This window comes from Caballeronia sp. J97, assembly GCF_905220305.1.
In the GTDB taxonomy this organism is placed as follows: domain Bacteria; phylum Pseudomonadota; class Gammaproteobacteria; order Burkholderiales; family Burkholderiaceae; genus Caballeronia.
In genome coordinates this window covers 655,671-668,786 of the sequence record NZ_CAJMZL010000001.1, presented here as the reverse complement: position 1 = coordinate 668,786, position 13,116 = coordinate 655,671, and the positions used below count along the sequence as shown (strand labels likewise).

Annotated in this window: 13 protein-coding genes; 6 read left to right on the top strand and 7 right to left on the bottom strand. The window is 63.8% G+C overall.

The window, feature by feature from the left end; all coding sequences use genetic code 11:
* Positions 1–1,014, bottom strand: coding sequence for an AraC family transcriptional regulator (locus U4Y90_RS03010; RefSeq protein ID WP_321792030.1), 1,014 nt, complete (start codon positions 1,012–1,014; stop codon positions 1–3).
* Between the two features lie 120 nt (positions 1,015–1,134).
* Here U4Y90_RS03010 and U4Y90_RS03005 point away from each other — a divergent pair, with 120 nt between their 5' ends.
* Positions 1,135–1,692, top strand: a complete 558-nt coding sequence (locus tag U4Y90_RS03005) for an RBBP9/YdeN family alpha/beta hydrolase (RefSeq protein ID WP_321792028.1) — start codon at positions 1,135–1,137, stop codon at positions 1,690–1,692.
* Positions 1,693–1,740: 48 nt separating this feature from the next.
* On the opposite strand, the gene U4Y90_RS03000 is transcribed toward U4Y90_RS03005, so the two are convergent.
* The 3 genes from U4Y90_RS03000 to glaH form a co-directional block, all read right to left on the bottom strand.
* Positions 1,741–2,583: a TauD/TfdA dioxygenase family protein gene (locus U4Y90_RS03000; RefSeq protein ID WP_321792573.1), complete on the bottom strand. Its 843-nt coding sequence runs from the start codon at positions 2,581–2,583 to the stop codon at positions 1,741–1,743.
* An 89-nt stretch (positions 2,584–2,672) separates the two neighbouring features.
* Positions 2,673–3,929 (bottom strand): L-2-hydroxyglutarate oxidase, encoded by a 1,257-nt coding sequence (gene lhgO / locus U4Y90_RS02995; RefSeq protein WP_321792026.1) that lies wholly within the window; start codon positions 3,927–3,929, stop codon positions 2,673–2,675.
* Positions 3,926–4,942, bottom strand: coding sequence for a glutarate dioxygenase GlaH (glaH, locus tag U4Y90_RS02990; protein WP_321792024.1), 1,017 nt, complete (start codon positions 4,940–4,942; stop codon positions 3,926–3,928). The genes lhgO and glaH overlap by 4 nt, the downstream gene beginning before the upstream one ends.
* Here glaH and U4Y90_RS02985 point away from each other — a divergent pair, their 5' ends adjacent.
* Positions 4,943–5,833 (top strand): LysR substrate-binding domain-containing protein, encoded by an 891-nt coding sequence (locus U4Y90_RS02985; protein WP_321792022.1) that lies wholly within the window; start codon positions 4,943–4,945, stop codon positions 5,831–5,833.
* An 82-nt stretch (positions 5,834–5,915) separates the two neighbouring features.
* Here the strand turns inward: U4Y90_RS02985 and U4Y90_RS02980 are convergent, their stop codons facing one another.
* Together U4Y90_RS02980 and U4Y90_RS02975 are read right to left on the bottom strand one after the other, a co-directional pair.
* Complete coding sequence (locus U4Y90_RS02980; protein ID WP_321792020.1) at positions 5,916–7,589, bottom strand: cation acetate symporter; 1,674 nt, start codon at positions 7,587–7,589, stop codon at positions 5,916–5,918.
* Positions 7,586–7,891: a DUF485 domain-containing protein gene (locus U4Y90_RS02975; RefSeq protein WP_321792018.1), complete on the bottom strand. Its 306-nt coding sequence runs from the start codon at positions 7,889–7,891 to the stop codon at positions 7,586–7,588. Before U4Y90_RS02975 ends, U4Y90_RS02980 begins: the two co-directional genes overlap by 4 nt.
* A gap of 390 nt (positions 7,892–8,281) precedes the next feature.
* On the opposite strand from U4Y90_RS02975, the gene U4Y90_RS02970 reads away from it, so the two are divergent.
* Together U4Y90_RS02970 and U4Y90_RS02965 are read left to right on the top strand one after the other, a co-directional pair.
* Positions 8,282–9,079, top strand: coding sequence for a hypothetical protein (locus U4Y90_RS02970; RefSeq protein ID WP_321792016.1), 798 nt, complete (start codon positions 8,282–8,284; stop codon positions 9,077–9,079).
* Complete coding sequence (locus U4Y90_RS02965; RefSeq protein ID WP_321792014.1) at positions 9,079–9,816, top strand: class I SAM-dependent methyltransferase; 738 nt, start codon at positions 9,079–9,081, stop codon at positions 9,814–9,816. Before U4Y90_RS02970 ends, U4Y90_RS02965 begins: the two co-directional genes overlap by 1 nt.
* Positions 9,817–9,858: 42 nt before the next feature.
* On the opposite strand, the gene U4Y90_RS02960 is transcribed toward U4Y90_RS02965, so the two are convergent.
* Positions 9,859–10,041, bottom strand: coding sequence for a rubredoxin (locus U4Y90_RS02960; protein ID WP_321792012.1), 183 nt, complete (start codon positions 10,039–10,041; stop codon positions 9,859–9,861).
* 249 nt (positions 10,042–10,290) lie between these two features.
* Here U4Y90_RS02960 and U4Y90_RS02955 point away from each other — a divergent pair, with 249 nt between their 5' ends.
* Together U4Y90_RS02955 and U4Y90_RS02950 are read left to right on the top strand one after the other, a co-directional pair.
* Positions 10,291–10,698, top strand: coding sequence for a DUF4399 domain-containing protein (locus U4Y90_RS02955; RefSeq protein WP_321792010.1), 408 nt, complete (start codon positions 10,291–10,293; stop codon positions 10,696–10,698).
* 203 nt (positions 10,699–10,901) lie between these two features.
* Positions 10,902–12,836: an ATP-binding cassette domain-containing protein gene (locus U4Y90_RS02950; protein ID WP_321792008.1), complete on the top strand. Its 1,935-nt coding sequence runs from the start codon at positions 10,902–10,904 to the stop codon at positions 12,834–12,836.
* The last annotated feature ends 280 nt before the right edge of the window (positions 12,837–13,116 follow it).

The following is a 13,116-nucleotide window of genomic DNA, read 5'->3' as shown; positions in this document are numbered from 1 at the left end:
TCAGAGCCGGCGCACAGTATCACGCTGTGCGCGGCTTTCCTTCGCGCTGCATCCGAATTGCGCGTGATGCCAGCGCGAGAATGCGCTCGGTGAAGCGAAGCCGAGCAACGCCGCCACTTCCGTCAAAGGGCGATCGCCCTCGATGACGTGCCGCATCGTGAGCTCTCGGCGCACGTCGTTGAGAATCGTCGAGAAGCTGTGGCCTTGTTCGGCAAGCCGCCGTTGCACTGTGCGGCAGACCATGCCCATATGTTCCGCGACCTGTTCGATGCTGCAGCGGCCGCCGGGCAAGAGTTGCAGAATCGTTCGCTGCACGGCTTCGAGTGTGGTCGCGTGCGGACGCGTCGACGCATCGACAAGTTGTTGTGCATAGCGCGCCATGGCGACATCGGCCAGCGGATTGCGCGCGTCGAGATCGGCCTTTGCGCAGACGATGGCGTTGAGATCGCGGTCGAACTCCACGCAAGGCCCGAAAAACCGCAGATGCGTTGTGATGTCGCGCGGAGCCGCATGTTCGAAACATACGCGCCGCGGACGCCAGTCGGGCCGCGTGAGCTGGCGAATCAGCCGCACCATCACGCCGAGCGCGAGTTCGATTCTTTGACGCGTCGACTGATGCGCATTGCCCGCTCTGACCGCTTCGCGAATGATGACGAGCCCGTTGCATTCTTCGACGGTCAACGATAGCGCATCGTTGAGCACGGGTTGATAGCGCATCAGCATGCCGAGCGAATCGCGCAGCGTGGGTTGATCGCGCACGAGCAAACCGACTGCGCCGAGATTCGACAGCAAGCGCGTTTCGGCCATGCGCAGCCCGAAGCTTTCGTTTCCCGACTGTGTCGCGGAAGCCTGAAGCAATTGTCCGACGCGTTCCACGGGAATCATGAGATCCGGATTGTCGAGCACGGAAGGGCTCAGCGCGGCATCGAGCAGCATGCGCACGGGGTCGAGCGCCGAAGCACGGGCGACCTCGCTGTAGTTGGTGAGGCAGGCGGCGCGAACGAGTGATGACATCGGAAAATATCAGAACAGTTGTCGTGGGTGGATAACGCCGTGACATTCATCGTCAAGCGCGGAAAGCCCGCCGCTTTCAAACTCGAAGGGCATTTCAAACTCTTTCGGTTGACCCCACACATGACTGAATCGAACACCGTTCTTATCGTTCCGGGACTGCGTGACCACGTTCCGGACCATTGGCAAACCCTGCTCGCCGCGAAGCTGCCGCGCGTGCACAGCGTCGCGCCGCTCGAGCACGACAAGCTCGGCTGCACCGCGCGCGTCGTGGCAATCGCGCGCGCGATGAAATCGATCGAAGGTCCGGTGATCGTCGTCGCGCACAGCGCGGGCGTGATGATGCTCGCGCACTGGGCGAGCCGGCATGATTCGTCGATGATTCGCGGCGCATTGCTCGCCGCGCCGGCGGATCTCGAAACGCCCATGCCCGCCGGCTATCCGACCATCGACGCATTGAGCGAACACGGATGGCTGCCGATTCCGCGTCAAGCGTTGCCGTTTCCGAGCATCGTCGCGGCAAGCAGCAACGATCCGCTGACGCGAATCGATCGCGCGCGCGAGTTCGCCCAGGCATGGGGAAGCCGTTTCGTCGAACTGGGTGCGGTCGGTCATTTGAATCCTGCGTCGGGACATGGCGAGTGGCCTCGTGCAGAAGAGCTCTTGAGCGAGCTGGTATAAGCAGGCGACACGGTCATCCGACCGTGTCGTTATCCTTATTAAATTTCATCAATAAGGTTTGTCGCCGACGATGCCCGCACGCTCCATCTTGCGTGGCGCCGGCCAGTAGTCCATCACCGCATAGTGCTGCGTCGATCGATTGTCCCAGACAGCGATGCTGTTCGGCTTCCATCTGAAACGCACCTGGTACTCGGGAATCAGGGCCTGGCTTTGCAGATAGTTGAGCAGGAGACTCGCGCCGGGCGTCTTGTCCAGGCCGTAGCGGACATTTTCGGGCGTATGGTAATTGACGAAGTGCGTCGTGAAACTGCCGACGTAAAGGATCTTTTCGCCCGTCTCGGGGTGCGTGCGCACGACAGGATGTTCCACATCGGGATTCTGCGCGGCGAGCTTCCTGCGCTCGTCGGGTTCCATCGCCGCACCGAACGAATGTTCGATGCTGCTCTTCGCCCGCAGCCCCTCGATGCGTCGCTTGATATCGTCCGGCAATTGCCGATACGCCTCGACCATATTCACCCAGATCGTGTCGCCACCCGTTTCGGGACACTCGATGCAGCGCAGCACCGCGCCCATCGACGGCTCCGGCCGCCACAAGCCGTCGGTGTGATAGTTGTTCTCGTAGGGGTTTTTCGCTTCGGAGCGGTAGATACGCACGAGGCCCGGATGCTCCGGATCGCTTCCCGCAACCGGATGATCTTCCAGTTCACCGAATCTGCGCGCGAACGCGACATGCTCTGCGCGCGAGATGTCCTGATCGCGAAAGAACAGCACACGGTGTTGCAACAACAGTGCCCTGAGTTCAGCGAACAGGGACTCGTCCCGCGATGCGTCGCCAAGATCGACGCCCGATACCTCCGCGCCGATGCAGGTGGTGAGTTTTTCAATCTTGATCATCTTGCATGTCTCCAACGTTCTTGAACGGTCGCACGGCATTGCCTTGCGCAATGTCCGGTTGTATTCAGCATAGCGCTGATTTTTATTTATGTCGACATAAATAATTCAGGCCGCGGCGCGACGCCGAATGTGCTGGCGAAGGTATCGACGAGATATTCGCCGATGGGCAGCGCCGAGGTCGCGGCAGGCGAGGGCGCGTTGCAAACATGCAGACTGCGTCTCGACGGACGAATCAGGAAGTCGTGAATCAACGCACCATTGGACGAAACGGCCTGCGCGCGCACGCCGGCCGGATACGGTTCGAGATCATCCAGCGACAACTCGGGGCAATACTTCTGGCACAGCGCGAGATAGCCGCTTCTCCAAAGAGAATTGCGCACCTCGGAAATGCCCGACGAGCCATACGTCCTGAGCATCTTCCAGAAACCGCCGAACGACGCCATGTCGGCCAGATCGCCCATGTCGATATCGCGCCAGCGATAGCCTTCACGCGCCATCGCGAGCACCGCGTTCGGGCCGACGGTCACGTAGCCGCCGATCATGCGCGTCAGATGCACGCCGAGAAACGGCAGCGCGGGGTCGGGCACCGGATAGATCAGGTGCCGCACGAGATCGTTCTTCGACGCCGGCAGCCGGTAGTATTCGCCGCGAAACGGCACGATCCGAAAGTCGACGTCGAGCTTGCACATGCGGGCGAGCCGATCGGCCATCAGTCCCGCGCAGACGATCGCGTGCTTAGCGCGAAACCGCGCCTTCGTGGTCGTCACGACTACGCCTTCATCGTCCTCGCTCATGCCGACGACTTGCTGGCCGAGCAGAATGGTCGCGCCGTTTTCGCGCGCCACGCGCGCCATCGCGCGGGTCACGGACGGGTAATCGGCGATGCCGCTGGAGGCAACGCGAATCGCCGCTTCGCCGACGATGCGCGGCTCCTCGCGCGTCAGCTCATCGCGGTCGAGCCATTGCGGCTGAAGCTGGTTTTGCCTGCATCGCTCGAACAGGTCTTTGAGACGCCGCACTTCGAGCGCACTGGTTGCGACGATCAGCTTGCCGCACTGTTCGAAGGCGATGTCATGACGTTTGGAAAACGCGTAGGTCGCGGCGGCGCCGCGTCGGCAGAAGTCCGCTTTCAGGCTGCCGGGCGCGTAGTAGACGCCCGCGTGAATCACGCCGCTGTTGTGGCCCGACTGGTGCACGGCGAGCGCGTCTTCCTTTTCGAGCACGAGCACCTTGAGCGACGGATAACGCTCGGTCAACTGCATCGCGGTGGATGCACCGATGATGCCGCCGCCGATCACGATCACGTCGGCATCGGCATTGCGCAGAGAGACGTGGGCGGTCATTGGGCGAACACTCCGCGTTGACGCATCAGTTCGCGATGCAGCGCGGGATGCTGCTCGAACGGCGCCCGGCCATGCACCCAGAAGTAATTGTTCGCGACGACCAATTCGCCAACGGGCAAGCTGATTTCGCGCGTCGCGACGCACGTTTCCATCGAATGCGACATCGCGTGCAGATAGCGCGCTTCGGCGAGCGTGCGCGGCTGCACGAACTGGTCGATGAACGACATCGACAGACCGAACTCCGAGTGGAAGAACAGCGGGCGCTCCACGGCGGCGCCGACGTTCTTCGAACCGGGCGCCTTGAAGACGAAAGGCAGCGCGCCCATCGGATCGAGCGCGTATTGGTCGCGTTCGCTCCAGTCGTCGAGATGCAGCAGGCGCGATTCGCCGCCGGTCGCGTTGGTTTCGTCGAACTTCATCATCAGCAGCCAGTGCGTCTCTTCCTCGACGTAGGTGCCGTCGGTGTGCAGCGAGAAGAGGCGATAGGCCTGACGCAGGTAGGAATCGCTCGCGTCGGTGTGCTTGACGAGAAAGCGGGCGTAGTAGGTGCCCGACATCGCATCGTGATTGCTCGGGCCGAGCAGATGGGCGACGGCGGTGCCGAAGCGGACGTAGTCGTCGCTATCGGACGTTGCGCCTTGCACGCCGATGGTAAAGCCTCCGCTCGAGCGATCGCGCGCGATCTGCGTGAGCGTCGCGCCGAACGCGCCGCCGAGCGCGCCATTCAACTCGTGCGCCAGCATGAAGCGCATGTAGGGCACGTATTGCAGGTTCTGCACGTCGACGTTTTTCACGGCCTCGAAAAAGCGCGCGAGGGCGTCCTGATCGAGTTCGATTCGGCGCAGGCGGGCGTGCTGCGGATGCGGGTGAATGCTGAAAGGCGGCTGGACGACGGTTGCTTCGACAGGTGCGTTCATTTTCGGCTCGGTGTGATGGGATGCCGCTATTTCACGCCATTCCTGTGTTCGATTAAACCGTCTAAACTTGAATTTTTGATCGGAAAAAGCGAACAAATGGAGAGTCGCCAACTGAGGGTCTTCGTGTCGCTGGCCGAAGACCTGCACTTCGCGCGCACGGCCGACCGTCTGAACGTCGCTCAGTCCGTGCTGAGCGATCAGCTCAGAAAGCTCGAAACGACGCTCGGCGTGCGGCTTTTGAACCGCAACAAGCGCGCGGCCGTCACGCTGACGAACGCGGGCGAGGTCTTTTTGCAGGAGGCGTTGCTCGCGCTCCGCCAGCTCGAACGCGCGGAATCGGTGGGCCGGCTCGCGGCGCGAGGCGAAGTGGGGAATGTGTCCTTGGGGTATGTCGGCTCGGCGGTGTCCACAGGTCTGCTTCCGGCGACGCTCACGCGCTTTCGCGTCGCGTGCCCGCAGGTCGAAATGGACATCACGGCGATGGAAACGCCCCGGCAACTCGAAAGCCTGCGCGACGGCCGGCTCGATGTGGGCCTGCTGCGTTCACGGTCGCGCTATCCGGATGGCGTGACGGCGACAGTGGTGATGCGCGAGCAACTGATGATCGCGCTGGCGGCGGACCATCCGCTGGCCGAATCGGAAACGGTGCAACCGAACGCGTTGCGCGACGCCGCTTTCATCGTGCCTCAGTTCAGCGAAAGCGAAGGCTTCGCGGAAAACCTGTCGAGCCTCGGCCGCCTCGGCGAATTCGATGCCGCGCCGCGCCATCGCGTCGCCGATTTCATCACGGCGCTGTGCATGGCGGCGGCGGGCTACGGCGTCGTGCTCGTGCCGCAATCGATGAAAGCGTTCGCGCCCGCCGACGTCGCGTTTCGGCCGATCGACGCGTATCACGAGGAAGCGGAGCTCGCCGTGGCGTACAGGACTCGTGAGCGGGCGCCTTCGGTTCAGCGCTTCGTCGAAATGGCGATCGGGTCGTTCGGTTGATGACCTTTGTGTGCCGACGAACATCAGACGAACCTCGCCGCGCGCGCATCCACCCAGCGCGCGGCGAGCATGCGTAATGGATTCAATGCTTGCTTGTCGCGCCAGACGCCCCGATTCCCGTCATCGACCGAACGAACTGCCCCACATAGCGTTGCTGCTCGCGTTGCCCACGCGCCGACGAATCGAGCACCGAGCACAACCAGGCAGCCGCGAATGCGAACGTCATCGAGAAGAGCGCGGGATTCGAGTAGGGGAAGATCGCGTGATCGTGCTTGAGGATCTGCACCCAGACCGTCGGGCCGAGCACGAGAAGCACGATGGCCGACAACAGCCCGGTCAGGCTGCCGGCGACCGCGCCGCGCGTCGTGAGCCGTTTCCAGAACATCGAAAGGAAGAGGACCGGAAAGTTGGCTGACGCGGCGATCGCCAGCACGAGCCCCGACAGGAACGCGATGTTCTGGTTCTCGAAGATGATCCCGAGCAGGATCGCGAGCACGCCGATGACGAGCGTCGCGATCTTCGAAACGCGGATTTCCTGTGCCTCCGTTACCGCGCCCTTGCGGAACGCGTTCGCGTACAGATCGTGCGAGACCGCGGACGCGCCCGAAAGCGCAAGACCCGCCACGACCGCCAGCACGGTCGCGAACGCCACCGCGGAGATGAAACCGAGGAACAGGTTTCCGCCCACCGCACCTGCCAGATGCACGGCCACCATGTTGCTGCCGCCGATGATCTTGCCCGCCGCATCGTGGAAGCTGCCGTCGGTGCCGACGATCACGATCGCACCAAAGCCGAGCAGCAGGATCAACAGATAGAAGTAGCCGATGAAGCCTGTCGCATAGAGCACGGATTTCCGGGCCTCCTTCGCGTCGGCGACGGTGAAAAAGCGCATGAGAATGTGCGGCAGACCCGCCGTGCCGAACATCATCCCGACACCGAGCGAGACGGCATCGACCGGATTGGCGACGAGGCCTCCCGGCGCCATGATCGACTCACCCTTCGCGTGCGCCTTGACCGCGCCGGAGAATAGCGCTTCGAGATCGAAGCCGAACCATGCGAGCACCATCACGGCCATGAAGGTCGCGCCGCCGAGCAGCAGCGCGGCCTTGATGATCTGCACCCAGGTCGTGGCCAGCATGCCGCCGAACATCACGTAGAGAACCATGAGGCAACCCACCAGAATCACCGCGGAGAGATAGCTCGTCCCGAAGAGAAGCTGGATCAGCTTGCCGGCCCCCACCATCTGCGCGACGAGATACATGATCGCGACGGTCAGCGTGCCGCACGCGGCGACGATCCGCACCGGACGTTGCGCGAGCCGATAAGAGACCACATCGGCGAACGTGTACTTGCCGAGGTTTCGCAGCCGCTCGGCGATGAGAAACAGGATGATCGGCCAGCCCGCCACGACGCCGAGCGCGTAGATCATGCCGTCGTATCCCTTGTCGAAGATCATCGCGGTAATGCCGAGAAACGACGCGGCCGACACCATGTCGCCCGCGATCGCAAGGCCGTTTTGAAAGCCGGTCAGGCCGCCGCCCGCCGCATAGAAGTCGGAAGCCGAGCGCGTGCGCTTCGCCGCCCAGCGCGTGATGCAGAGCGTCAGGAGCACGAAGACCAGGAACATCGAGATTGCGCTCCAGTTGAGCGGGCGTGCGCTCACCGGTCCTTGAATCGCATCCGCGGCCAATGCGGACTGCGACGCGAGCACGAGCGTCGTGAAGACGGCAGGAATCATCGGGACGGGGTTCTTCATGCGTGCTGCTCCTTCAACGTTTCGTTCAGCGCGTCGATCGAGCCGTTCGCCTTGAAAACGTAGACGGCCGTCAATGCGATTGCCAGCAGGATGAACGCCACCGCGACCGGAATGCCCAGCGTCACGGTGCCGGTGCCGACACGAAGCGCAAGCGTCGAGGGTGAGAACGCGAGGAGCAGGATGAAGCTGAAGTACGCCGTCAGCATGACGGCGGTGAGGGACCATGTCAGTCGCGTCTTCGTTGCGACCAGTCGGGTGAAGTCGGGCTGTAGGCGAAGCGTCTCCAGTTGCTGCTCGTCCATGCACTTGTCTCCGGGAAAGAATGGATAGTCGCTGCGAAGTCTTGTTCTTTTGTCGCCAGTGTTCGCATCGGTCGGGTTTTCGTGCGACGGTCGTCCAGGCCCTGCAATCGGAAAGGGGACGCCGCCGACGAGCAGCCATTCTATTAATAAACCGACCAGACGGTAGATTTATTTTGAGACAGGTTCGAGCGAAAATTCGTTGGCAAAACGTAAGTCGTGAGTGTTCTATTTTTCAGCATCCGCCGAACTTGACGCTGTCCGAGCCTGGGCCCGGCGTCGGCAGCCGTCGCGCGCAATCCTTCCGGGCAGTATTCCGCGCCCATTGAACCGCGCGCGGTTTCCCGTCGATAATGCGACCACCCCGGTCACGCCATCACGGCTCGCGCGCTCATGACGGAAATCCAATCCGCGGTGCTCGTCTTCATTCTCCTGTTGACCTGCACGGGCATCGGCGCGATCGTGCGGCCGCTTCTGCCCGAGGAACACAAGGCGCAGGAAACGGTGCAACTGATCCAGTTGCTCGTCGGCATGCTGGTCACCTTCGCGGCGCTCGTGCTCGGCCTTTTGACCGCATCGGCCAAAACGATTTTCGACACGACCAACAGCGACATGCGCAGCTACGCCACTTCGATCATCGAGCTCGACCGCACGATGCGCGATTACGGCGGCGAGCTCGATCACGCGCGCGATCTCCTGCGCAAGTACACGGCCGCGGCGATCGCGAGCACCTGGCCGGGCGAGCCGCGCCCGGCGGGCGATTACCCGAACGTCGAACCGTCGAAGAGCACCGACAATCTCGCGAGCAGCACGCTCGGCGCGATGCTGCGCGAGGCTCAGCGCGACGTGCGCATGCTCGATCCGCGCGACGACTATCATCGCCAGCTCGCCGCCGAGGCCGCCGCGCGTTTCGAGCAGCTGATCGCGCTGCGCTGGAAGCTGATCGAGGAGGCGCACGGCTCGATTTCCTATCCGTTCGACCGGATTCTCGTCGGCTGGCTGCTCATCATCTTTCTGTGCTTCGGGCTGATCGCGCCGCGCAACGCGCTCTCGCTCGTGACGATCATGCTCGGCGCGCTGTCGATCGCCTCGGCGGTGCTCGTGATCCTCGATCTCGATACGCCGTTCACCGGCCCGATCATGGTCGGCAGCCAGCCGATGCGCGACGCACTCGCGTATCAGAGCCGCTGATGCTCTACGACGATCCGCGCCTCGTCGCGCTGTACGACGCCCTCAATCCGTTCGCGCCCGATACGGCGTTCTATCTCGCGCTGGCGGAGTCCATGGGGCATATCGTCGATCTGGGCTGCGGCACCGGACTGCTCGCTTGCGAACTGGCGAAGCGCGGTCATCGGGTGACGGGCATCGATCCGTCGCCGCAGATGCTGCGCGTGGCGCGCTCGCGCCCCGAAGGCCCCGAGGTGACGTGGATCGAAGGCGATGCGAGCGCGCTGCCGTTCGTCGGCGCGGCGGATTTGCTCGTCATGACGGGCCACGTCGCGCAGGTCTTTCTCGACGACGCCGCGTTTCTCGCGACGCTCAGGGCCGCACGCCGGGCGATCCGGCCGGGCGGCGCGATCGCGTTCGAAAGCCGCAATCCGGCGGCGCGCGCATGGGAAGACTGGACGCGCGAACGGTCGACGCGACGTGTCGAAACGGTGGACGGACAAACGGTTGAAGTGTGGCAGGAACGGCACGCGCAGCCCGATCCGCTCGCGACCGGGCGCGCGGCGTTCACGACGCATTGCCGCTTCATGTCGACGCCGGAAGAGTCGCTCCGCGCCACGAGCGAGCTGCGCTTTCGCACGCTCGATGAACTCGCGCGCCTGTTGAACGATGCGGGTTTCGCGCGAATCGATTGGTACGGAGACTGGAATCGCGCGCCGGCGGGCGAAACGAGCCGCGAGCTGATCGCGGTGGCGCGCTGAAAAACGGAACGTCACGGCCGCGCGGGAGCGCGGCGAAGCGCATCAGAACTCGACGACGACGAAATCGGCCTTGCCCACGTCGCACAGCGGGCAGCGCCAGTCGGCGGGGATGTCGTCGAAACGGGTGCCGGCGGGAATGCCCTCGTCCGGCAGGCCCTCACCTTCGTTGTAGATCCAGCCGCAAATCAGGCAGACCCAGCTCTTGTATTCGATCACTTCGCTCACGACAGACTCTTGATTCGAAAGAAATAAACGGACCGCGTGCGCTCGAAGACGATGCGCGGCGCGGCGACCCGGCATCTTACAGGAATCGGCGAGATCGTTGCTCGACCGATCCCTTGGACGCGACGCCGTGCCGTATTGCGCGTCCGCAGGATGGCCTCGATTACGATGTTCCGAAAGCCCGGTGTATGCTTTTCGAGTTTCCGGCGCAGGCCTCGCGCCATCGACCGGTTTCACAACATGGAGAGAACGATGAACAAAAAGCTCTTGGGTGCGATGCTGACGAGCGCGATCGTGCTCGCGCAGTACGCCGGCGCGGCGCATGCGCAGGCGCGCGTGTATTTCGTCGAGCCGAAGGACGGCGCGACCGTCACGAGCCCCGTGCACGTGAAATTCGGCGTCGACGGCATGTCGGTGGCGCCGGCGGGCACGATGACCGACGGCACCGGCCATCACCATCTGCTGATCGATAGCAAGCCGCTGCCGAAGGGCACCGTGATTCCGGCGAACGACACGTCGCTGCACTTTGGCAAGGGCCAGACCGAAGCCGACGTGAAGCTGCCCCCCGGCGATCACACGCTGACGATGCAGTTCGGCGACGGCGCGCACCGCTCCTATGGACCGGAAATGAGTCAGACGATCAAGGTGCACGTGAAGTAACGCGCTGGTTTCGGCGCGAGAAGCGAAGAGGCCGCCGCGGACCGGGGTCCGGGCGGCCTTCGTGCTTTCCGGGGCCGCGCGCCTCGTCCGTTCGGCCAGCGCCGGATGCGCCGTGGGTCGCCGCGCGCCGCGCCCGGTACAATGGCCGCTTCCATCGGTTCTCGCGTGCGCCCCCGATTCTTCGCCACTCATCCGGTTTTCCCATGTCGCTTTATTCCATTTCGGACGCGCAGCTCGCGTTCGGCCATGTCGCATTGCTCGACCACGCCGACTTCACGCTCGAAGCGGGCGAGCGTGTCGGGCTGATCGGCCGCAATGGCGCCGGCAAGTCGTCGCTGCTCAAGATCGTCGCGGGGCTCGCCGCGCCCGACGACGGCCTTGTCACGCGTCAGAGCGAGCTCACGACCGTCTACGTGCCGCAGGAGCCCGAGTTCGATCTCGATGCTTCCGTGTTCGATGTCGTCGCTTCCGGCCTCACCGAAGCGCGCGCCTTGCTCGACGAATACGACGCCGTCGCGCACGCGCTCGCCGACACGCCCGAAGGCGCGCAGCACGACGCGCTGCTCGCGCGCATGAACGCGCTGCAATCGGCGCTCGATACGCGCGATGCCTGGAACTGGCGCACGCGCGTTGCGACGACGCTCGCGCAGATCGGCCTCGACGGCGACGCGCGCGCGGGCGACCTGTCCGGCGGCATGAAAAAGCGCGTGGCGCTGGCGCGCGCGCTCGTCGTGCAGCCCGACGTGCTGCTGCTCGACGAGCCGACCAACCATCTCGACTTCGACGGCATCCGCTGGCTGGAAGAACTGCTCGTCACGTTGCGCACGGGCCTGCTCTTCATCACGCACGATCGCGCGTTTCTCGATCGCGTGGCCACGCGCATCGTCGAACTGGATCGCGGGCGGCTGCTGTCGTATCCGGGCAATTTCAGCGCGTATCAGACGCGCAAGGCGCAACAGCTCGAAGTCGAAAAGGTCGAGCAGGAAAAGTTCGACAAGCTGCTCGCGCAGGAAGAAGTGTGGATTCGCAAGGGCGTCGAGGCGCGGCGCACGCGCAGCGTCGGGCGCATCGCGCGGCTCGTGGAAATGCGCAACGAGCGCGCCGAGCGCCGCAACGTCCAGGGCAACGTCAGGCTCGATGTCGGGCAGGGCGAGAAGTCCGGCAAGATCGTCGCGGAACTGACCGACGTGACGAAGCGCTATGGCGAACGCACGATCGTCGAGCGCTTCACGGCCACCGTCATGCGCGGCGACAAGATCGGCCTCGTCGGCCCGAACGGCGCGGGCAAGACCACGCTCCTGAAGCTCATTCTCGGCGAGCTGCAGCCTGACGAAGGCCGCGTGCGCAGCGGTACCAACATTCAGGTTGCGTATTTCGATCAGATGCGCGCGCAGCTCGATCTCGACAAGTCGCTTGCCGACACCATCAGTCCCGGCAGCGAATGGGTCGAAGTCAACGGCGTGAAGAAGCACGTGATGAGCTATCTCGGCGATTTCCTGTTCGCGCCCGAACGCGCGCGCTCGCCGGTGCAATCGCTGTCCGGCGGCGAGCGCAATCGGCTGCTGCTCGCGCGCCTGTTCGCGCGGCCCGCGAACGTGCTCGTGCTCGACGAGCCGACCAACGACCTCGACATCCCGACGCTCGAACTGCTCGAAGAACTCCTGTCCGATTACGACGGCACCGTGTTGCTCGTGAGCCACGACCGCGCGTTTCTCGACAACGTCGTGACATCGGTGTTCGCGGCGGAGGGCGGCGGCAAGTGGCGCGAGTACGTCGGCGGCTTCTCCGACTGGCAGATTCAGCGCGAACGTTCGGAGCGTATCGCGGAAGATGCGGCGCGTCAGAGCGCGAAGGAAGCGCCGAAGGACGACGCACCGAAGGAAAGCGCCGCGGGCCGCAACGCGCAGCGCACGGTGAAGCTGTCGTTCAAGGAGCAGCGCGAGCTGGAGGCGCTGCCGGGGCGCATCGCGGAGCTCGAGGAAGAGCAGAAGACGATCGGGGCGCAACTCGAAGACGGTTCGATCTTCGCGAAGGACGCGAAGGAAGGCGCGCGGCTTTCCGAGCGCCACGCGGCGATCGAAGAGGAACTGCTCGTTGCGCTCGAACGCTGGGAAGAACTCGAAGCCAAACGAAAGTAAGCGTTTTTGCGAGCCGCACGTGTGTCGAAAGCGTGAACGCGCATCGTGCGCGAGCGGCCATGCAGGAAGCGCGTTTTATCGCGCCGAGGTGGGCGCGGCGAGCGAAAACCGCTATTCTCCTAGCGCGGCTCGGATCGGCGGGGCGGTTTTCCGCCTCGCTCTCAACGCATCCGGCCAGGCACTTTCATCAAGCATTTGCCGGCAGATCGGGCGTCACGTCGTGACATGTCCCCGCGAACGCGCCCGAGAGCCGGATCAACGTTCAACTATGTCCACGAAA

Coding starts and splice junctions, on each gene's coding strand:
- U4Y90_RS02965 (WP_321792014.1), top strand. CDS start 9,079: ATGCTCTACGACGATCCGCGCCTCGTCGCGCTGTACGACGCCCTCAAT.
- U4Y90_RS02970 (WP_321792016.1), top strand. CDS start 8,282: ATGACGGAAATCCAATCCGCGGTGCTCGTCTTCATTCTCCTGTTGACC.
- U4Y90_RS02975 (WP_321792018.1), bottom strand. CDS start 7,891: ATGGACGAGCAGCAACTGGAGACGCTTCGCCTACAGCCCGACTTCACC.
- U4Y90_RS03010 (WP_321792030.1), bottom strand. CDS start 1,014: ATGTCATCACTCGTTCGCGCCGCCTGCCTCACCAACTACAGCGAGGTC.
- U4Y90_RS02950 (WP_321792008.1), top strand. CDS start 10,902: ATGTCGCTTTATTCCATTTCGGACGCGCAGCTCGCGTTCGGCCATGTC.
- lhgO (WP_321792026.1), bottom strand. CDS start 3,929: ATGACCGCCCACGTCTCTCTGCGCAATGCCGATGCCGACGTGATCGTG.
- U4Y90_RS02985 (WP_321792022.1), top strand. CDS start 4,943: ATGGAGAGTCGCCAACTGAGGGTCTTCGTGTCGCTGGCCGAAGACCTG.
- U4Y90_RS02980 (WP_321792020.1), bottom strand. CDS start 7,589: ATGAAGAACCCCGTCCCGATGATTCCTGCCGTCTTCACGACGCTCGTG.
- U4Y90_RS03005 (WP_321792028.1), top strand. CDS start 1,135: ATGACTGAATCGAACACCGTTCTTATCGTTCCGGGACTGCGTGACCAC.
- U4Y90_RS02955 (WP_321792010.1), top strand. CDS start 10,291: ATGAACAAAAAGCTCTTGGGTGCGATGCTGACGAGCGCGATCGTGCTC.